This is a genomic window from Burkholderia seminalis DSM 23518 (assembly GCF_902832885.1).
GTDB lineage: Bacteria > Pseudomonadota > Gammaproteobacteria > Burkholderiales > Burkholderiaceae > Burkholderia > Burkholderia seminalis.
Window position 1 is genome coordinate 35,129 of sequence record NZ_CADFDK010000010.1, and the last position, 17,753, is coordinate 52,881.

Sequence of the window (17,753 nt, forward strand, 5' to 3'; positions counted from 1 at the left end):
TCAGTTTCCTTCCAAAATATACTGAATGACGCCACGAATGTTGTTTGCAATTGTTTCCAGTGTCGGTGCGTCGGCCTGTTGATACTTGAGGTGCGTCATCGAGTCGAGATAGTCTTTGGCTTGCTTCGTGGTGCCGGCGGAGAGAACTCGACAAATCTTATTCTCCAAGAACACCCCGTTATGGAAGTTCGAACAAAAGCTGATCATGCTTGCGAGCGCGGGGTCGCGGCCCGGTTGCTTTTCGAGCTTCATGAGTTCGCCCCATTTTTTGGCCTTTTTAATTTGATAAACCAATGCGCATTCGAATAGCGCCCGAAGAATTAAAGACGCCGAAATTGGTGTGGTCTTGTGGTTGATCCCACGAATTTCCCGAGTTAATGCAATCAAATTGTCATCGGTTACGTGACACTCAAGCTTCTCGAAGAAAATAGATATCTTTTGCGTTTTTGGACGCGGTGCGCCGCCACCGGGGCCGCCTGCAGGTTGATCCGGTGCTTTGGGGTCTTTGCCGTCGCCTTTGGGTTGCTGACGTGGCTCTGCAGGTTTGACGTGCTTCTTGCCTTCGGGCGATTCGAGAAACCGTTCAAAATACTTCATCGGTTCCGTACGGGTATCGCAACGTGGCTTGCCTTTCTCGGGGTCTGGGAGCAGAAAGTCGCGTGCTATTGCGATCATCTGCTCTTTGAAGACTTTCGGAGGCAGGGCGCTGACAGGGTTCTGATCGGCGTCGAACGATAACTGCAAGATACGCTGGGTGTCTGCCAACGTGAAGAAGCGCGTATAGGGGTTCGTGACAAGTTTTTCGTTCTCGAGCACTGCGCGTTCGTCGTCAGTCCATGTGTCGAGATCGAGCGCGAACTTGAGAAGTCTGTACGGCTTCACAAGTTTTCGAATTTGGCCCGGCGTTGTGCCGAGCGCTTCAGCAACTTTGTCTATTGGGGCGTGCTCGAGCATGCGCACGGCTCGGCGCATCTTCGCTACCGGCGACCAAGGTTTTGCGCTGCGCTCCGTATGGCGCTTCGTCAACACCGGATCGGCTGCTTCTCGGTTCGGCGCTACGTCGGCGCTCAGTTTGCGCAGTGTAGCTTTGACAGCGGGTGGGGCGGCAGGGAATCGGCCGACAAACTCCTCAGGAATGAGCGATGGGTCTAGCAGCATTTGGCAAGCGGCGACGCGGCGATTCCCTTCGAGGACGACGTGCTTCCCTCCCTCAACAACGGTGATGATGCGCTCGCCATGAAAGAGACCTTCGTTCCGAATGATTCCTCGTGCCAGGTCAAGCACGTCTTCGAATCTCAGAAGTTTCGCGCGAATCTCGGCCGGCTTGGCGTTCGGTTCAATTTCGATACGTGGATTGCGTAGGTCCAGTTGAATCTTCTTGGGATCGAGTTCTGCGGTCGACCACTGCTCGCTAACTGCCATCTTTCGCCCCGGATATTATTAAGTTGGTGAGGATATACATGATTTTAACGCGGCGCGCCACCAGTCGCGCCCGACGTGGACTATGCGGCTTCTGCGCGGGCGCGACGGGACATATCATCGAGGTAGTCCGCGACTGCATCGTATGCGGCAAATCGGCCGCCACCTTCCTTGTAAGTGGGTATCGGGAACGTCTCGGCACTGATTTGATTGCGGATGGTCCCCTCCGACATCAGCAGCAGCTGTGCGAGCTGCGCCAGTGTCATGCGCGGGCCGTACTTCTCAAGTATGTATGCGCGGGTCAGCAGGCTCACAGCGCCCTCCCGTTCAGATTGTTGGTTGCAGGGTGAAGTCGCGCTTCGGCGCGCATGTTGATTAGGCGGTTGATAGCTTCAGCCAGCGCCTCGTCGGGGGTGTGCGACGGGATCATCGGTGACAGCAACGCGAAAAGCGCGCTGCCCACGTTCGCGAGACCTGCGATGGTCCGCTCATCATTCGGCTCGAATGCTAGGTCAGCATCGTAGACAGCGTGGAAATGGTCGATTGCCCGTGTTGCATGAAGGTATCGCTCCGCCTGCTCCATCAGATCGATGCAGTCGATGTGAGCGGCACGCAGGCGCTTCACGGCCGCGACCACGATCTCACGAGCTTTGGAGATGTGTGCGGCATAGAGAGCTTGATCAGTCATGTTGAGTTGCCTGTGTGATGGGGTTGGGGAACGCGCGTGCGAGTTGCATGAGGCCGGTTTCGAGCGTGATGCCGGCGGTTGCTGCCCAGGTGCGCGCGTCCTGCGCCGCCTTGTGGCGGGCGAACGAGCCGCTCTCGTCGGCCATTAGGTCCAGCAACTCGACGTCGGCCGCGTGCGAGATCTCGGTGATCAACGCGCGGATCTCGGTGCGAAGGGCGTCGAACCGCGCGAGCCTGCCTTGGCGGGTGTCCGCCAAGGCTTCGTTCGCCTGGATAGGTTTGCGCCGCGCGAGCGGCGCTTCGTCCTTCTGGATCGCTTTTGCGGGCGTCAGCCCGTCGTTGTCCGACTGCATTGAAGTGCCGTTGACGCTCGCCAGTGCGATAGCCGGGCGCTTCTTCGCGTGTTCCCGCTTTCGCGGCAGCGGACGTGGGGTAGAAAGGGCCGGGCGCGGGGTCAATTTGCGGCTCCAGTCGGGAATGGCCATGCGGACGCGGGATCGAGAGCGGGCTTTGCTTTCCGTGCAGGGAATGCGGCATCGAGCAGTGCCTTGTTCGACGAGATCCGCTGCTTGTGCCCAATGGCAGTCAACACATCGGACAGATCGGGGCGTTCCCCCTTGGCGGTGGCGGCGGAGAATTCGGCGGTCATGTCGGGGTCAGGCATGCCGATGATCTCGTTCGCCCATTCGAGAATGCGCTTAAACGATGCTTGCTCTGCCTTCGATCGCCCGTGGACCGGCGATTTGATAGTCTCGATGAGCCGCGCTGCGCCGGAGCGAATCGCTTGGGCGCGCGTCCATACCGCGCGCGTCTGGTGCGATACCTTCAGCGGTTCACTCGCAAAGCTGGTGCCGGTGTTGTATTCGATCGCGTAGATCCATGCGCCGGGTGCGGGCTGTGCGACGCGAATGTATGCGAGCGGCCCCTTAATTCTTCCGGTTCGCTCAGGTCCGCATACCGTATCGACAGGCTCGCAGCAGCCGTTTGCATCCGGCTCGGACACCGGCCAAACCTTTGGGGTTGAGGGGCGGCCGAGTAGATCGGCGAGCGGCATCAGCGCGGTATGAACTGCTTCGATCGTCGGCTTTGCCAGTCGGCCGAAGTTCTTGTCATGGAGTACAGCCTGCAGTGCCTGCAAAAGTTGCTTTGACTGCTTCTCGCTGATCTTGGTGGGGGCGCTTTGCCGCGATGCTGCCTGCATCGGTGCCTGCGTCTCGATCGTGGCATCCGCGGCCGTCGACGCGACGAGCGGTGCGGCGTGAGCGTCGGTGTCGATGCCGCTGTTGACGGCTGCAGGGACTGCGCGCTCGGGCGACGGTTCCTGGTCCGAATGCGTATCGAGCAGGGGCACCGCTTCGAGGTACTTCTTCGTTACCTTCGTCTTGCCGGCTTCAGCGGCTTTGGAGATCCCGACGACGATGCGTTCGAGCGCTTTGTCGCCGCCGTGCAGGCGGATCTGCTCGATGGCCAGTGTGCCGGTACATTGACCGATCCGAATGAGCTGATGCAGTTCGGCCGGTGCCCGTTCGAGCAGGCCGACGTCGCGGATCGTTTGATCGGTGACGTTCAAGCGCTTGCAGATGGCGGCAAGCGTCATGCCATGAATGTCGCGCAGCTCCGCGACGGCAGCGGCCAGATCAAGCGGCGACGACTGCTTGCCGTTGTTGCTGAGATAGCCGTCGATCACCATTTCAGCGCGGTTGACCGTCTTGGCGTCGCGGACGACGACCGGGATCTTGCCGATGTCCTTGCCGGCTTCGATTGCCTTTCCGGCCGCAAGGTAGCGGTGCTGCCCCTTGTACACGAACAGCAGATCCTTGCCCGCGACCTTTCGCGCGTAGCAATGGAGAGGTGAACCCTTGTCGTACCCGTTTTCCATCATCAGTGCAGTGAGGTGTTTCACCCACTCCGGGTCAACCGGTCGGATGTTGTCGGACGGGTCGTAGTGAAGCTGTCCGTAGGGGACCATCCATAGGTCCGCTGATGTTGCGCCGGCTGCAGCGGCTGCCGCCTTGATGTTGCCGGTCGGGATCGGCGCGGTGAGGTCGAGCTGTTGCGTGCGGTCGTCCATTACGCGACCTCCCGTGCCGCAGGGGTGCGCGCCTTGCCTGCCTTCTTCGCTTTATCGATCGCATTCGATGCCGCCACGCCAGCCGCACGCTTTGCGTCGCGCAGGCGCTTGATCGCGGTTGCGCAGTCGCCCTCGCTCGGGATCGAGATCTGTTTGTGGGCGATTTCGATGCCGTCAAGGATCAGGTACTCCGTATGCACGCTATCGGCCAAGGGGCGGCGACCGACGATGTACTTGCCGACGAGGATCTGAGTCGACGGACGGCGTGCGTTCCGGTCGTAACGCGTGATGGTGCGAAGTGAGAGGGTGTCGCGACGCTCGACGTCGACGAGGGGGAGGGTTCGGGCTTTGATTCGCGGCATGGTGGTCTCCATGACGCCGGGGGCGCACGCCCCGGCAAGGTCGGGGCGGCTTAAACGCTGACGTGATAAGCGGTAGTCGGAGCGACTACCGGATCGTCCTGGAACACATTCACGACGACAAACAGCAGGGCGGCGATGACCGTCCAGCGGAAGATCTTCGATTTTTCAAAGTTGCTTTGGCGAGCGGGTTCGGACGGCGTGATGCGGGGCGTGCTTTCCTCACGAAGCCATTCGTGGCGGTCTGTGGACTGATGGTCGAGCATTTTCATGGGCTTCTCCGAAGGCTGCGCAAGCGGCAGCGATGAAGCCGAATGTTAGGCATTCCTTCTTCATTGCGCAATAGGAGTGCCTAACTATTTTTTCCGTAACATTGCCCTTTGCTCACGAGGCGGCCCGGGAGAATGCGGTGAACCTTGCTGAAAGGTGTTGTATTCTTCCGACCAAATACTGTATGTTTATACAGTGGTTAAGCGAAAATATTGCCGAGGGGAGGTTGTTGCGGGGATATGTCAACAGGGGAATTGCGCTGCAAACCGGGCGATGTGGCGATCGTCAGTCGATGCCGAAACCGGTCGCGTATCGGCATGCTGGTACGGATCATCGGCCCGCATGGCAGCGATGACTTCGATTGGGATGTTGAGATTCTGGGTGGCCTGATCAGAGGGCGCGGGATACGTTCAGGGTGCGTCGGAACGCACCGCAGAGCCGCTGTATTCGACTGGAACCTTACCCCTCTTCCGGGTCAGGTGCATTCAGATCGAGAAGGTCATCGGACTGCTGTCCGCGTAGATCTTCAAACACCTTGAGGGTTTCGAGCAGCGCGATAAATGCTGTCGATGGCAATCCAACCTTGTCTGCTTTGGCGAGTGCGTCGACCAGCGTCTGAGCGTGCGCGCCGAGCATCTCCTGTCTTTGTGGGGCGGGCGCATTGGCTCGGCGCACCATCTGACCTTCGCCAGTGGCGAGCCACCACGGGTCAACGTTCAGGAATTCGGCCGCGAGCAGCAAGTTCGCGCCCTCCATCTTTTTGGTTTTCCCGCTTAACCAATCGCTGACCGAGGGCGCTCGCACTCGGCACGCTCGCGCCAGATCTGCTGCCTTTTTCTCAGGCGGCAACTTCATTGCCTGTTCCAGGCGTTCGGCTAGTGTCGTCATTAGGAAAGCCTAACTGAATGGGCGTAAGGAATGCCTTGCTTTTAGTGTAAGGAACGCCTAACATGGCGGCATGAATACGCTCCTGAATCGAGACCCGTACGCGTGCGCCGTGATCGATGCATTCGGTGGAACGGCCGCGACTGCCCAACTGTGCGAAGTCCGGATGCCGTCCGTATCCGAATGGCGTCGGAACGGCATTCCGCGAGCGCGTCTGTTGTTCTTGAAGCTCGCGCGTCCTGACCTGTTTGCCTCTCTAGACGCACACGACGATTCGTTGTCACCGCCCATCGACGCGTGACAGGCGTAGTTACGCACCTCATGAGCTGGATCTTAGTTGCGACCCCGTGCGCGCGACAGGATGAAAGCCACTCTCTACCAATCTCCCGCTATGACCTGCCGATACGACAGTACCGAATGGCTGGACGTGCTTTATACGTCCGTTCGCAACACGCCCGGCGGTGTCGCCGACGCGGCGAACCACCTCACGATCAGGCGCGGTAAGAACATCACGCCGGAATCCCTTCGCCTTCGCTTGCGTGGTGTTGGCGACAGTCGCTTGTCGATGGAAATGTTCGAGCTGCTGATCGAGTGGATGCAGGAAAAGGCAGAGGGCGAGGCGTACGCGCTCGACGCGCTGCATGCATTGAACGCACGCTTCGGGCTGGTTGCCGAACACGTCGACGACCATGCCGCTGACGACGTCAGCGAACCCGGCACGCTGCGCCTTGTTTCGACGGCGCTGCACCTGCAGGCGCATGTTGGCCTCGTCGCCGACGACGTGACGCGTGCGCTGGCTGATCAGCGGATCGACGACCAACACGCCGAGAAGATCATCGCGACCGGCCGCAAGGGCCAGCGTCTGTTCCAGCGTTTGATTCACGCTGCTCGCAACCTCGCCGCGCGTCGACGTCGTCGTCATGGAGCGGTTTAAGCCCGGTATGGGGTGCTGTCGTCCCGACCGTGAGCATATCGGCCTTTGCTGCTCGCCCGAGCAGCAATTGGCATGCGCTGTCACGACACTCGCATCCCGATTCGAGTATGCCCCCGCCGAAGCGGGGCGCTTGCTGTCCGAATTGCTCGCCACGTTCCCCGATCGCCTTGCTCCGATTCTTGCGGAAGCGAACGCAACGGGGCGCGTGCGCTTGTTCATCGAGCGAGCTGCGCGCGCATGCGCCACGCTCGCGACCAAGGCGGAACGTCACGCGTTCCGCGACCAGCTTACCGATCGTTTCTGCGCGCTGGACCTTGCCGCGTTCGACGATCTCATGTCGGCGGAATGGCGTCGACTGCGCGGCAAATAACCGGAGACCCATGTGAACGTGAACGGAATCAGTAGCGCGTTGCGACGCGGTGCATCGCAGTACAGCCGCTCGCCGAGCGGACGACAGTGCTACGCGGCAGGGCGAGCCGCATGGCGAAGCTTATCTCACAAGGTCGAGCGCGACCGTCGTCTCGTCGAGCTGGAGGCGGCTCGTCGTGCGAGCTAACAGCGCATAGCGCAACCAATTGTGATCTGGCCGCGACATGCGGCCAAAGTAACTTTGATCGAGGGAATTCTTGTATGGCGACACTGGACCAGATTATTCAGCAATTGCGTGCTGCGGGGCATCCCGACCTGCCCGCCGGCCATCCGATCGCGGACGGCAAACATCATCGGTATGGGCCGCGCAAGAAATACTGGTATCAGCTTCGCGAGGTCATCAGCAAGGGCGCGGTAATCGGCTATGGCGGCACGTTCGGACATTTCTCGGGCGACGATCCCGGCACGGAGCGCTTCGAATGGAGCGGCGCACCGATGAGCGAGGAAGTGCTCGCGGAGACGCGTCGCCGGCAGGAAGCGGCCGACCGTGAGCAGGCCGAGCGCGATGCGCGTCAGGCAAAGCTCGCCGCGAACCGCGCGCGCGATCAGTGGAACCGTGCAGCAGAGCATGGCGAGTCTGCCTATCTCGAACGCAAGCGCATCACGGCCGAAGGCGTGCGTTTCGACGCGGACGGCACGATCTTCGTGCCGATGTATCAGTACGGCGACGACGCTCGGCTCGTCGGTCTGCAGAAGATCACGCCGGACGGCGCGAAGCGCTTCAACAAAGGCATGGAGAAGAAGGGCGCGACGTATCTGCTCGGCGAGGTCGGCGCAGACGATCAGATCGTGCTGGTCGCCGAAGGCTACGCGACCGCGCGATCGATCCGCATGGCGATCGACGAGGCGTTCGCAGTCGATGTCTGCTTCGACGCTGGCGGCATCCTCCCGGCCGTGCGCTACCTGCGTGCGACGTATCCGGATGTGCATGTGCTGGTCTGCGCCGACGACGACTGGAAGATCGTGCAGCGCATGCGCGACTGGCTCGCCGACGAGTTCGCCTTCAGTGGTGAGCTGGTATTCGGTGCTGATCCGGTACGGATCGAGGCGAAGAACACGTGGTACATGGTCGCCGCGTCACGCCGTCGTGACGACAATGGCGTGCCGTATGTTGAGGTGAGCTACGGAAACGATGTGATGCCGTTGCGACGTAAGCGCTTCGATAACACGGGCCTGAAGCGCGCGTACGAGGCGGCAGCCACGGTCGCCGACGTAAGCGTCGTCTATCCGGCATTCGCCAATCGCGGCGAGCGCAAGCTGACCGATTTCAACGACCTGCACGTCGAAGAGGGCATCGACCCCGTCCAGGCGCAGGTGCAGGCGGCAATCCTGCGCGTCATCGCGCCAGCGAACGAAGAGATCCGGCCGGCGACGGTTACAGTGGCGACCGCGGACGCTACGGCGACGAAACCTGTCGCGACGTCCGCTGCCGCGAAACAGCCGGAATGGGATGGCCGCGAGGCAGAGAACGGCGCACACACCTGGGAGCAGGATCTCGCGCGGTCGGACAAGGGCACGCTGCTGCCGACGCTCGGCAACGTGCACATGATCCTGTCCAATCACAAGGCGTGGCAGGGCGTCATCGAGCAGGACGACTTCGGTGGCCGCGTGATGAAGCGCAAAGCGCCGCCGTTCCCGCAAGGCGTGAAGGGCGAGTGGACCGACATGGACGATCAGCGCTGCGCGCTCTGGTTGTCGCAGCGCTACGGTCTCTCGGTGCGCACCGATATCGTGATGAACGCGGTTCTGTTGGTGGCGGATGCGACGCACTTTCATGAAGTGCGCGAATACCTCGAAGGGCTGGAATGGGACGGCGTGCCGCGTGTGCGCACGATGCCGTCGACATACCTGCGTGTCGCCGACAGCGAGTATGTGCAGCTCGCGTTCATGAAGTGGATGATCGCGGCCGTCGCGCGCGTGATGGAGCCCGGCTGCAAAGTCGACAACGTCCTGATCCTCGAAGGCAAGCAGGGGCATCGCAAATCGACGGCGCTGAAGGTGCTGGCCGGCGCACCGTGGTTCACCGATACGCCGATCCAGATCGGCAACAAAGACACGTACGCGGTGCTGGCCGGGAAGTGGGTGATCGAGCTGGCCGAGCTGGATTCGCTGAACAAGGCCGACTCGTCGGCGGTGAAGAGCTTCTTCGCGACGGCCGTCGACCGGTTCCGCAACTTCTACGGCAAGCGGGCGACGGACGTCCCGCGTCAATGCGTGTTCGCTGGCTCGGTCAACTTCGACACGTACCTGAAAGACGAATCGGGCAACCGGCGTTACTGGCCGCTGCGTGTCGGCGGTCTGGTCGACATCGACGGCATTCTCGCCGTTCGGGAACAACTATGGGCGGAAGCCGTACACCTGTATCGCTCGGGCGTCGTGTGGCACGTCGAAGAGCATGAGCGCCCGCTGTTCGAGATCGAGCAGGCGGAGCGCTACGAAGGCGACGTGTACGAGGACAAGATCGCCAAGGCCCTGGAATTCGTGTCGCGCACGACGATGGAAGAGATCCTCGCGGACATTCTGAAGCTCGACACGTCTAAGTGGACGCTGGCCGAGCAGCGCCGCATCGGCAAGGCGTTGAAGTCGCTCGGGTGGGTGCGCAAGCGCGAGTCGACCGGATCGCGCGGTTGGTACTACGTGAAGGAAGAGCAAGAGCCGGAAGCGGAGCGCGAACTGGTCGCGGCGGGTGATGACGACAGTCCGTTGTGATTGCGTGGCGCGCTGTGCCTGCACGGCAAGCGCGCCACTTGGCCCGTCTTGGCGCGCTGCGGACGTCCCATGTCCCAATGTCCCAAGGCGCGGCCTCGGGCGCGTGTGCGGGGGCGCGACATGCGCGACGTGAGCGGCGCATGTCGCGCATGTCGCAGGCGCGCACCCCCACAAGCCTTTTCCCTTGGGACATTGAGACATTAGGACGAGTAGGAGAGAGTCATGATCGATTTGAAAGAGCGGGTGGGCGTTGCGATGAGCGTTCGTGGTCAGTTCACCGACCCGATTGCCGATCCTAAAGTTACTTTGGGCGCGCTCGCCTTTGCGAACGATCTCGGGAGCTTGCTGGCCCGAATCAAAGCCGGGCCGCTGCCGACGCCTGCGATGGTTCGACGTGCAACGTTGCTGTTGGCGCAGATGATCCGGACGTCGGGCCGATTCAAGCGTGCGCGGTTCACTGGCCTGTCGCGCGACGAGCGCCGCGACCAACGTGCGGGGCACGCTGTCGAGCGTTCGAAGGTCGACATCGTTGAGCGGTTCGCGCTGCGGTTGCTGGATGAGTGGGTGAACGATCAGTGTTTCGAGTGCGAAGGGCGTGGCGTCGTGCGTCGCGCGCGTGCCGTCACGACATCAACGCACGCGTGTGATGCATGCGGGGGCAGCGGGAAGGTGTGTGTATCGGAGGAGCGTATCCCGTTCTTCGAAGGGCGTAACGGGCCGCTGGTCTTTCGGGAATACGAACCTTGCGACGACTGTGGTGGGATGGGGCGGATCGCGGCGTCGCCCGCTCCGGATGCGAAGGGCCGGCACATTTGCCCCGACTGTTCCGGTACCGGCAAGCGGCAGGTCGACGACGCTGGCCGGGCGCACGCGCTCGGCGTATCGCTCGACGAGTATCGGAAGAACTGGTCGTGGCGCTTTCACGACATGCTTGCACTGCTGGATACGGTCGATGGATCGGTGTACGACACATTGCGTCGACAATTGCGAGGATGAAACGTATTCCATTTCAAGAGCGGATCGCGTAAACTTTGCACATCCTTTACCGCGTCACTGGATAAATGCGCGACCGCATACTCGTGTCGCAACCTTCGCCCGACAGGCATACTGAATCGCGGGAGCGCCGCGACCAACAACGATAACTGTCTGCCGGGATCTGTTGGGAGGGCGTTCGCCCTTACGAAATGAATATCGAAGCCCTGAGTGCGCAAGCCCTCAGGGCTTTTTGCATTGGGGCGCTGAAATGCGAATCGAGTCGACGAGCGCCGGGCCGAGTGAGGTCTGGTCGACGTGGGATGAAGATCGGAGCATGGGGCGCGTGACTGCGCGGTGCTTCGTGTTTGACGATGCGATGGACCGAATCGTGTGGGCGATGGACCGGGCCCGCGATCGCGCGATCGCGGATGTCACGGTGGGCGCCGACACGTCCAATAGTTAGGTCCTTCGTGGATTTCCGCAGACGTCTCTTGCGGCCCCGGAGGAATAGATCACCTATGTGCGACGTGCGGCATAGAACCGAGTTGAATTGATGGTGTGGTCCGACCGATGCATCGTTCGCGTCAATAGGAATCTATGTGCGGGGCACGGTGACAAGAGACTGCACGGTTTGCGCGATCATCGTCCAGGAAACAGGTTTCTGGAGGAATGCGTGCCATAGCCCTTCGTCCGTGGGAGCCTGATTTGCAGACATCAACACGATCGGAAGCCGGGAAAACGTAGGATGTGTGCGGAGTGCCCGACAAAGCGTTACCCCATCCATGCCGGGCATTGACCAGTCGGTTATCACAAGGTCCACTGCAATTTCCAATATCTTGGCGAGGGCTTCCTGACCGTTCCGAGCCAAAATAACTCGGTAGCCAGCATGTTCAAGTAGCAGTGAAAACGCATGCAGGGTTGCTTCGTCGTCTTCGACGAGAAGGATCGTCGCCATATCCGCATCCATGGTTGCGAGAGTGCAAACGCGGCCCCTAGGCCCGCAGCCAGCCTCCAGTTTGCCTCGTACATTGCGCGCGTACCAGTTCTGGTTTTTACGCGTTCGATTAGTAGTGTGCACAAATTACCGAGGCGCAATATTTGGGCCCGGTTGCGTATGAACGTAGGCATCTCTCCCGACGTTCCCTCGGAAGTCCGGGATGAGCCATTGATAGGCAAGCGGGGGACCCTGTAAGAGGCCCCGCATGCGGGGGCTCGCACCCGCGTTTTTTCTCTACTGGCGACTTCTCATAGGGGGTCATATTCATGCCAACTCAGCAGCAGATCGCTGACCATCTCGACCTTGACCAGTCGGCCGTTTCGCGGTTCGTCGACAAGGTCCAGCTCGATTACCGCGTGGCGTCGATCGACGAGATCCGCGTCGCGTACATCCGGCATTTGCGCGAGGTCGCGGCCGGCCGGTCTAGCGGTACGGGAATCGATCTCGTCGCCGAACGGGCGAAGACCGAGATCGTCGATCGGGAGATCAAGCTCCTGACGCTGGCCGAGAAGAAGGGGCAGCTCGTCAATGCGGCGCAGCTCGAACAGGCGTACGGCCTGATGGTCGGCGCATTTCAAACGGAGCTGCTGTCGCTGTCCGACAAGCTGGTGCAGGAGCTGCGCACGCTATACGGCGTCGAGGTGGACGTCGAATGGTTGAACGAGCATATATATGGATGCCTTGAGCAGCTTTCTGAATACGACCCAGACAGTCCACGCGGTGATTCGCCGGATCGCGACGATGCTGCGTCCGCCGGAGCGGATTGGGACGACGGATTGGGCGCGCAAACATCGTAGGTTGAGCGCGAAGGGTTCTGCTAGCCCCGGCCGGTATAACCCGAACATCACGCCGTGGGTGTTCGGTATGCACGACGCGCTGGACGATCCGACCGTGCAGAAGATCGTGTGTATGAAGTCGGCGCAGGTCGCGTGGACAGATGGCGTGCTGCTGAACTACATCGGCAAGCGGATCGACGTTGACCCGTGCCCGATGATCGTCATGTTCCCGAAAGAGAAGACGGCGAAGAAGTTCAACCTGGAGAAGTTCGAGCCGATGGTCGAGGTGACGCCTCGCCTCTCGGCGAAATTGCCGGTTCACGCGGCCCGCGACAAAAACAACTTGTGGGATCACAAGACGTTCGCACGTGGCTTCCTGAAGTTCATCACGTCGAACGCGCCGGACGAAGTGAAGTCGACGCCGGCCCCGGTCGTTGCGGTTGAGGAGCCGGACGACGCGAATACGAACGTTCGCGAGCAGGGCGATTCGATCACGCTGCTGGAGGAGCGGAACAAGAGCTACTCGGCCCGGCGACGCAAGATGATCTTGGGCGGCACGCCGACCATCGACGGCCTGTCGCGCATCCAGCAGGCTTACGCGGCATCGGATCAGCGCGTGTATCTGGTGCCGTGCCCTGATTGTGACGAGGAGCATGAGCTGGCGTGGGAAAACGTCACGTGGAGCGAGGGCGCCGAAGTCGTACATGAGGTCTACGGCCGCGCACAACCGGAGACGGCCCGTTACACCTGCCCGCATTGCGGCTCTTTGTGGGACGACGCGACGCGTATTCGCGCTGTCCGTCGCGGGCGATGGGTTGCGACGGCACCGTTTCACGGCGTTGCCGGCTTCCGCATCAACGAACTGGTGTCGCCGTTCCCTGGCTCGAACATGGCCGAGCTGGTCAAGAAGTGGCTGACGGCCGACAAGGCGCTGCGCGAGGGCGACGATACGAAGATGCGTTCGTTCGTGAACAACTCGCAGGGCCGGGCGTACAAGTACAAGACCGATCTGCCCGAGCTGGACGTGCTCGCGCAACGTGCGCTGCCGTACGCGGAGCTGACCGTGCCACTCGGCGGTTTGGTGTTGACGCTTGGCGTCGACGTGCAGCACGACCGGCTCGCGATCGTCCTGCGTGCATGGGGGCGCGGCGAGGAAAGCTGGCTCGTCGCATGGGGCGAGATCTACGGCAACGTGACGGAGCAACAGCAAGACCCGATGACAGGCGGTGTATGGGGCGCATTGACGATGCTGTTGTCGCACGCATACCGGCATGAGAACGGCTGGCTGCTGCGTGTACGAGCAGCGTCGATCGACTCGTCGGACGGCGCTACGTCGGACGCGGTATACAAGTATGTGCGCGCTGCGCAGCACGCCGGCTACAACGTCATGGCCGTCAAGGGCAGCAGTAATGTCGATGCGGAGATCTTCAGCGTACCGAAGGCGTCGATCGACTCGACGCGCAACAACAGCAAGGCTGCGAAGTACGGGCTGCGGCCGTATATGGTCGGCGTCAGCCGCGCGAAGGATCTGATCCTCGAAAACCGGCTGAAGCTCGAAGGCGATGGGCCGGGCCGCATGCACTGGTATAGCGGCGTACGCAGCGACTACCTGTCGCAGCTCACTGCAGAGGTCAAGGTGCCGGGGCCACGTGGCGGCAAGCGCGTGTGGAAGAAGATCAGCCCGCGCAACGAGGCACTGGATTGCGAAGGCTACGCGCTGCACGCGGCCCGCAGCGTGAAGGTGCACCTGATGACGGAGGCGCACTGGCAGGTCGAGCAGCATCGTGCGTCGCAGGTCTCGCTGTTCGATGCGGTGCCGGTGCTGGAGGCGTTGCCGTCAGCGCTGCCTGCCGAGGTGCTTCCCGATCCGCCGGTTGAAGAGACCGTTACAGAGACTCCGCGGCCGTCGCCGCAAGTAGCAAAACCCACCGAAACCCCGCCACCGAGCGGGGTTTCGCGCATTCAGGGGCGTCGTGTTGGTCGCTCGACGTACCTGAAGCGGCGCTAAACGAGGGAATGGCATGGCATACACAAAACAGGATCTGCAGAACATCCAGTCTGCAATCGCGAAGGGCGAGCTGGAAGTCCAGTATGCCGACCGGCGCGTGAAATATCGCTCGATCGGCGAGCTGCGGGAGGCACGCACCGAGATCATTCGCGATCTGAACGGCGCGGCCGGACGTTCGTCGATCGTCCGGATTCGCCACGCCGGCAAGGGGGTGCGATGAAGGGGGGCTTTCCGTCACTCGCGCGGCGCGGATTCGTGGTGCCCACGCGGCTGAAGGCGGCGGCATATGAGTCGGCGAGCACGACGGGCGCACGGGCGAAGTCGTGGCGTGCGTCGAGCGCGGGGCCGAACGCGGCGGCGGCGCAAAACCTGCCGCTGCTGCGCTCGCGCGCTCGCGACGCGATTCGCAACGATCCGTGGGCGAAGACGGCGATCGCGCGACTCGTATCGAACACGATCGGCAACGGCATCCAAGCGCACCCAAAGCATCCGAACGCTGCGGTGCGAAAGATGCAAAAGCAACTTTGGGAGGATAGCTGCGAGGAGATCGACGCGGACGAGCTGTTCGACATGGCGGGCGTGCAGACGCTTGCCGCGCGGGCGTTTTTCAGTGACGGGGAGGTACTGGTTCGTCGCCAGTTCCGCAGCCCCAGCGAAGGGTTGGCGGTCCCGATGCAGATCCGGCTGCTCGAAGGCGATCTGCTGCCGATGGAGAAGAACGAGATCGTTCCCGGCGGAGGCGAGATCGTCAACGGAGTCGAGTTCAATGCGGACGGTCGACGCGTTGCGTATCACCTGCTGCAGCGTCATCCCGGTGAGTACGGGCGCGCATCGACGTCCAACATGCAGACGGTTCGCGTGCCGGCCGACGAGATCGCGCACGTGTTTCTCGCGCTGCGGCCCGGCCAGGTGCGCGGCGTTCCCGAACTGTCGACCGTGCTGCTGCGGCTCAAGTCGCTGGACAACTTCGACGACGCCGTGTTGTTCCGGCAGGAGGTCAGCAACCTCTTTGCCGGATTCATCACGAAGCCGCCCGCCGAGCCGGGCTTTCCGGGAGACCCCGTCACGGGCGGGGAAATGCAGTACGACGTCGACGGCTTTTCGCCGGTCGTTTCGCTTGAACCGGGGAGCATGCAGGAGCTAGCCCCCGGCGAGGACGTCAAGTTTGCGGAGCCGCCGGGCGCGGGGACCGACTACGGCCCCTTCATGCGTCAGCAACTGATGGCTGCTGCGGCGTCGGTCGGCATGCCGTACGAAGTCCTGACGGGCGATCTGCGCGACGTGAGCGATCGGGTGCTGCGGGTGATCTTGAACGAGTTCCGGCGGTCGATCGAGCAGTTCCAGTGGAACGTGTTCATTCACCAGTTTTGCCGGAAGGTGTGGCGTTGGTGGGTCGACGCCTGCGCGTTGTCGGGAGCGATGCCGATGGCGGACTACTACCGACGCCGTCGCGACTATCTGCGGGTGCGGTGGGTGCCGCAGGGCTGGCCGTATATCCATCCGGTGCAGGACGTCACGGCCAAGCGGATGGAGATCCGGTCTGGGCTGGCAAGCCGGACAGGGGCAGTTCTCTCGCGTGGTGACGATCCGGAGCAGGTCGATCAGGAGAACGCGGACGATCTCGCGCGCGAGCGCCGGCTCGGGATTCGATATGACACGCTCGATCCGGTCGACGGGGCGAGCGATCTTTCTAATGGGGATGGCGAATGAAAGAGAAGAAGCGGTGGTGGGACATCCGTGCGCAGGCGAATGCGACGGGCGGCAGCGAGGTAGAGATCCGGATCTATGGCGAAATCGGATTCTGGGGCACCGACGCCGAGATGTTCGCCGCGAAGCTCGATGAGGTGGCGTCGACAGCGACATCGATCGTCGTCGCGATCAACTCGCTGGGTGGCGACGTGTTCGACGCGTTCGCGATCTACAACGCTGTGCGGCGGTACGCCGGCAAGGTGACGGGGCGCGTCGACGGTGTGGCTGCGTCGGCAGCGTCGCTGATCCTGATGGCATGCGACACGATCGAGATGCCTTCGAATGCGCGGCTGATGATTCACAACCCGCATACGTTCGCGGCAGGCGAGGCCGGGGATCTGCGCAGGCTTGCGGATCTGCTGGACAGTACGTCCGACAGTATGTTGGCGGCATACGTCGAGCGCAGCGGCCGGACGGCGGAGGAGGTCCGCACGATCATGGATGCTGAGACCTGGCTCACGGCCGCGCAAGCGAAGGAGCAAGGGTTTTGCGACACGATTGTCGATCCGGTCCGCATTGCCGCATACGCGGGCGCAGCGCGGCACGCGGCACGCTTCACGTCGGTGCCCGCCGAAATCATGGCCGCGCTGGAGAGTGACGGCGAGGTGCCTCCGGTCAATCCGCCGGCCGATCCTGCGCCGCAGCCGCAGCCGCAGCCGCAGCCGCCGGCAGCGCCGGACGTTGCGGCGCTGGCGTCACATGTGTACGCGGCATGCCGTGACGCGCGCATCGAGCACTGCGCCGAAGGCATCGTGCTGGCGACCGGCCTGCGGGATCGCGCGACAGTCGACGCGGCAATCCGCAACGCACAGGACATCGCGGGCATCTGTCTGGCCGCGAGCCTGACCGAACTGACAGCCGGTTTTGTCTCGGATGGTCTGTCGCCCGATCAGGTGCGAGCGCGGCTGTTCGAGCGCGTGACGGCCTCGCAGAAGCCGATCAACCATCGTGCTGCCCCGGTTGCGTCGCAAGACGCCCCCGTGGTCGCGAATGCGCCGCGTGCGGCGTCCATCTACGCGGCTCGCAAGAGCGGCAAGTAACTTTGACGTAACCCGAGGAGGGGAAAACTCATGTCGAACTGGAAGGTACAGGCAAATCTCCCGGCCGAATTTCTCGTGTCGGAGGGTAACGGGCAGATCTCGCGCGAGCGGATCATCGTGAAGGCAGGTCCGGCGCTGCCGGCCGGGCAGGTGCTCGGCGTGACCAGTACCGGCGAATACGCCCCGTACGACAACGCCGCGAACGACGGTTCTGAAGTCGCCGCAGCGGTGCTCTACGCGCCGCTGGCGGCGTCCGAAGCGCCGCGACCGGCGACGGGCGTCGTCCGGCTGGCTGAAGTCGCTGGCGGGCTGCTCACGGGGCTCGATGCAGCCGGTCGCGGGGATCTCGCCGAGCGACACGTGATCGTCCGCTGATCGCATCACACCCCATTCAAGGCCACGCCGACCGCGTGGCCTTTTTTGTATCCATTTTCATGTCGGAGGT

Annotated in this window: 19 protein-coding genes; 10 read left to right on the forward strand and 9 right to left on the reverse strand. The window is 62.1% G+C overall.

Annotated features, from left to right (window positions below):
* From HWX00_RS26070 to HWX00_RS26105, 8 genes are all read right to left on the reverse strand, one after another.
* On the reverse strand, positions 1 to 1,422 hold the full coding sequence (locus HWX00_RS26070) for a hypothetical protein (RefSeq protein ID WP_175027564.1): 1,422 nt from the start codon (positions 1,420 to 1,422) through the stop codon (positions 1 to 3).
* Between the two features lie 80 nt (positions 1,423 to 1,502).
* Positions 1,503 to 1,733 carry a hypothetical protein gene (locus HWX00_RS26075; RefSeq protein WP_175027563.1) on the reverse strand — a complete coding sequence of 77 codons (231 nt, stop codon included), beginning with the start codon at positions 1,731 to 1,733 and terminating at the stop codon, positions 1,503 to 1,505.
* The gene (locus HWX00_RS26080) at positions 1,730 to 2,107 is read right to left on the reverse strand and encodes a hypothetical protein (protein WP_175027562.1); all 378 of its coding nucleotides are present in this window, start codon (positions 2,105 to 2,107) and stop codon (positions 1,730 to 1,732) included. Before HWX00_RS26080 ends, HWX00_RS26075 begins: the two co-directional genes overlap by 4 nt.
* On the reverse strand, positions 2,100 to 2,591 hold the full coding sequence (locus HWX00_RS26085) for a hypothetical protein (protein WP_319001536.1): 492 nt from the start codon (positions 2,589 to 2,591) through the stop codon (positions 2,100 to 2,102). Before HWX00_RS26085 ends, HWX00_RS26080 begins: the two co-directional genes overlap by 8 nt.
* Positions 2,561 to 4,177 (reverse strand): ParB/RepB/Spo0J family partition protein, encoded by a 1,617-nt coding sequence (locus tag HWX00_RS26090; protein WP_175027561.1) that lies wholly within the window; start codon positions 4,175 to 4,177, stop codon positions 2,561 to 2,563. Before HWX00_RS26090 ends, HWX00_RS26085 begins: the two co-directional genes overlap by 31 nt.
* The gene (locus tag HWX00_RS26095) at positions 4,177 to 4,539 is read right to left on the reverse strand and encodes a beta-hexosaminidase (protein ID WP_175027560.1); all 363 of its coding nucleotides are present in this window, start codon (positions 4,537 to 4,539) and stop codon (positions 4,177 to 4,179) included. Before HWX00_RS26095 ends, HWX00_RS26090 begins: the two co-directional genes overlap by 1 nt.
* Before the next feature lie 50 nt (positions 4,540 to 4,589).
* Positions 4,590 to 4,808 (reverse strand): hypothetical protein, encoded by a 219-nt coding sequence (locus tag HWX00_RS26100; protein ID WP_124616818.1) that lies wholly within the window; start codon positions 4,806 to 4,808, stop codon positions 4,590 to 4,592.
* Positions 4,809 to 5,265: 457 nt separating this feature from the next.
* Entirely contained in the window at positions 5,266 to 5,694 is a 429-nt protein-coding gene (locus tag HWX00_RS26105; protein ID WP_059990623.1) for an XRE family transcriptional regulator, read from the reverse strand.
* A 388-nt stretch (positions 5,695 to 6,082) separates the two neighbouring features.
* On the opposite strand from HWX00_RS26105, the gene HWX00_RS26110 reads away from it, so the two are divergent.
* The 4 genes from HWX00_RS26110 (at position 6,083) to HWX00_RS26125 (ending at position 10,759) form a co-directional block, all read left to right on the forward strand.
* Positions 6,083 to 6,625, forward strand: coding sequence for a phage regulatory CII family protein (locus HWX00_RS26110; RefSeq protein WP_060044608.1), 543 nt, complete (start codon positions 6,083 to 6,085; stop codon positions 6,623 to 6,625).
* Positions 6,612 to 6,995, forward strand: coding sequence for a hypothetical protein (locus HWX00_RS26115; protein WP_175027559.1), 384 nt, complete (start codon positions 6,612 to 6,614; stop codon positions 6,993 to 6,995). The genes HWX00_RS26110 and HWX00_RS26115 overlap by 14 nt, the downstream gene beginning before the upstream one ends.
* Before the next feature lie 260 nt (positions 6,996 to 7,255).
* The gene (locus tag HWX00_RS26120; protein WP_175027558.1) at positions 7,256 to 9,763 is read left to right on the forward strand and encodes a virulence-associated E family protein; all 2,508 of its coding nucleotides are present in this window, start codon (positions 7,256 to 7,258) and stop codon (positions 9,761 to 9,763) included.
* A gap of 222 nt (positions 9,764 to 9,985) precedes the next feature.
* Positions 9,986 to 10,759 (forward strand): DnaJ-like cysteine-rich domain-containing protein, encoded by a 774-nt coding sequence (locus HWX00_RS26125; RefSeq protein ID WP_060044611.1) that lies wholly within the window; start codon positions 9,986 to 9,988, stop codon positions 10,757 to 10,759.
* A 574-nt stretch (positions 10,760 to 11,333) separates the two neighbouring features.
* Here HWX00_RS26125 and HWX00_RS26130 read toward each other — a convergent pair.
* A complete protein-coding gene (locus HWX00_RS26130) occupies positions 11,334 to 11,693 on the reverse strand; it encodes a response regulator (protein ID WP_175027557.1) in 360 nt (119 codons plus the stop codon).
* A gap of 308 nt (positions 11,694 to 12,001) precedes the next feature.
* Here HWX00_RS26130 and HWX00_RS26135 point away from each other — a divergent pair, with 308 nt between their 5' ends.
* From HWX00_RS26135 to HWX00_RS26160, 6 genes are read left to right on the forward strand one after another with little or no spacing between them, the layout of a single operon-like run.
* A complete protein-coding gene (locus HWX00_RS26135) occupies positions 12,002 to 12,532 on the forward strand; it encodes a MarR family transcriptional regulator (protein ID WP_175027556.1) in 531 nt (176 codons plus the stop codon).
* The gene (locus HWX00_RS26140) at positions 12,477 to 14,519 is read left to right on the forward strand and encodes a phage terminase large subunit family protein (protein ID WP_319001537.1); all 2,043 of its coding nucleotides are present in this window, start codon (positions 12,477 to 12,479) and stop codon (positions 14,517 to 14,519) included. Before HWX00_RS26135 ends, HWX00_RS26140 begins: the two co-directional genes overlap by 56 nt.
* Before the next feature lie 13 nt (positions 14,520 to 14,532).
* Complete coding sequence (locus HWX00_RS26145; RefSeq protein WP_006497114.1) at positions 14,533 to 14,739, forward strand: phage head-tail joining protein; 207 nt, start codon at positions 14,533 to 14,535, stop codon at positions 14,737 to 14,739.
* Entirely contained in the window at positions 14,736 to 16,229 is a 1,494-nt protein-coding gene (locus HWX00_RS26150) for a phage portal protein (RefSeq protein WP_175027555.1), read from the forward strand. Before HWX00_RS26145 ends, HWX00_RS26150 begins: the two co-directional genes overlap by 4 nt.
* Positions 16,226 to 17,308 (forward strand): head maturation protease, ClpP-related, encoded by a 1,083-nt coding sequence (locus HWX00_RS26155; RefSeq protein WP_053524096.1) that lies wholly within the window; start codon positions 16,226 to 16,228, stop codon positions 17,306 to 17,308. Before HWX00_RS26150 ends, HWX00_RS26155 begins: the two co-directional genes overlap by 4 nt.
* Positions 17,309 to 17,338: 30 nt before the next feature.
* Positions 17,339 to 17,683, forward strand: coding sequence for a head decoration protein (locus HWX00_RS26160; protein WP_175027554.1), 345 nt, complete (start codon positions 17,339 to 17,341; stop codon positions 17,681 to 17,683).
* The last annotated feature ends 70 nt before the right edge of the window (positions 17,684 to 17,753 follow it).

Excerpts from the sequence above, each read along its gene's own strand:
- HWX00_RS26070 (WP_175027564.1), bottom strand. The coding sequence starts at position 1,422 with ATGGCAGTTAGCGAGCAGTGGTCGACCGCAGAACTCGATCCCAAGAAG.
- HWX00_RS26080 (WP_175027562.1), bottom strand. The coding sequence starts at position 2,107 with ATGACTGATCAAGCTCTCTATGCCGCACACATCTCCAAAGCTCGTGAG.
- HWX00_RS26085 (WP_319001536.1), bottom strand. The coding sequence starts at position 2,591 with ATGGCCATTCCCGACTGGAGCCGCAAATTGACCCCGCGCCCGGCCCTT.
- HWX00_RS26090 (WP_175027561.1), bottom strand. The coding sequence starts at position 4,177 with ATGGACGACCGCACGCAACAGCTCGACCTCACCGCGCCGATCCCGACC.
- HWX00_RS26095 (WP_175027560.1), bottom strand. The coding sequence starts at position 4,539 with ATGCCGCGAATCAAAGCCCGAACCCTCCCCCTCGTCGACGTCGAGCGT.
- HWX00_RS26100 (WP_124616818.1), bottom strand. The coding sequence starts at position 4,808 with ATGAAAATGCTCGACCATCAGTCCACAGACCGCCACGAATGGCTTCGT.
- HWX00_RS26105 (WP_059990623.1), bottom strand. The coding sequence starts at position 5,694 with ATGACGACACTAGCCGAACGCCTGGAACAGGCAATGAAGTTGCCGCCT.
- HWX00_RS26110 (WP_060044608.1), top strand. The coding sequence starts at position 6,083 with ATGACCTGCCGATACGACAGTACCGAATGGCTGGACGTGCTTTATACG.
- HWX00_RS26115 (WP_175027559.1), top strand. The coding sequence starts at position 6,612 with ATGGAGCGGTTTAAGCCCGGTATGGGGTGCTGTCGTCCCGACCGTGAG.
- HWX00_RS26120 (WP_175027558.1), top strand. The coding sequence starts at position 7,256 with ATGGCGACACTGGACCAGATTATTCAGCAATTGCGTGCTGCGGGGCAT.
- HWX00_RS26125 (WP_060044611.1), top strand. The coding sequence starts at position 9,986 with ATGATCGATTTGAAAGAGCGGGTGGGCGTTGCGATGAGCGTTCGTGGT.
- HWX00_RS26130 (WP_175027557.1), bottom strand. The coding sequence starts at position 11,693 with ATGGCGACGATCCTTCTCGTCGAAGACGACGAAGCAACCCTGCATGCG.
- HWX00_RS26135 (WP_175027556.1), top strand. The coding sequence starts at position 12,002 with ATGCCAACTCAGCAGCAGATCGCTGACCATCTCGACCTTGACCAGTCG.
- HWX00_RS26140 (WP_319001537.1), top strand. The coding sequence starts at position 12,477 with ATGCTGCGTCCGCCGGAGCGGATTGGGACGACGGATTGGGCGCGCAAA.
- HWX00_RS26145 (WP_006497114.1), top strand. The coding sequence starts at position 14,533 with ATGGCATACACAAAACAGGATCTGCAGAACATCCAGTCTGCAATCGCG.
- HWX00_RS26150 (WP_175027555.1), top strand. The coding sequence starts at position 14,736 with ATGAAGGGGGGCTTTCCGTCACTCGCGCGGCGCGGATTCGTGGTGCCC.
- HWX00_RS26155 (WP_053524096.1), top strand. The coding sequence starts at position 16,226 with ATGAAAGAGAAGAAGCGGTGGTGGGACATCCGTGCGCAGGCGAATGCG.
- HWX00_RS26160 (WP_175027554.1), top strand. The coding sequence starts at position 17,339 with ATGTCGAACTGGAAGGTACAGGCAAATCTCCCGGCCGAATTTCTCGTG.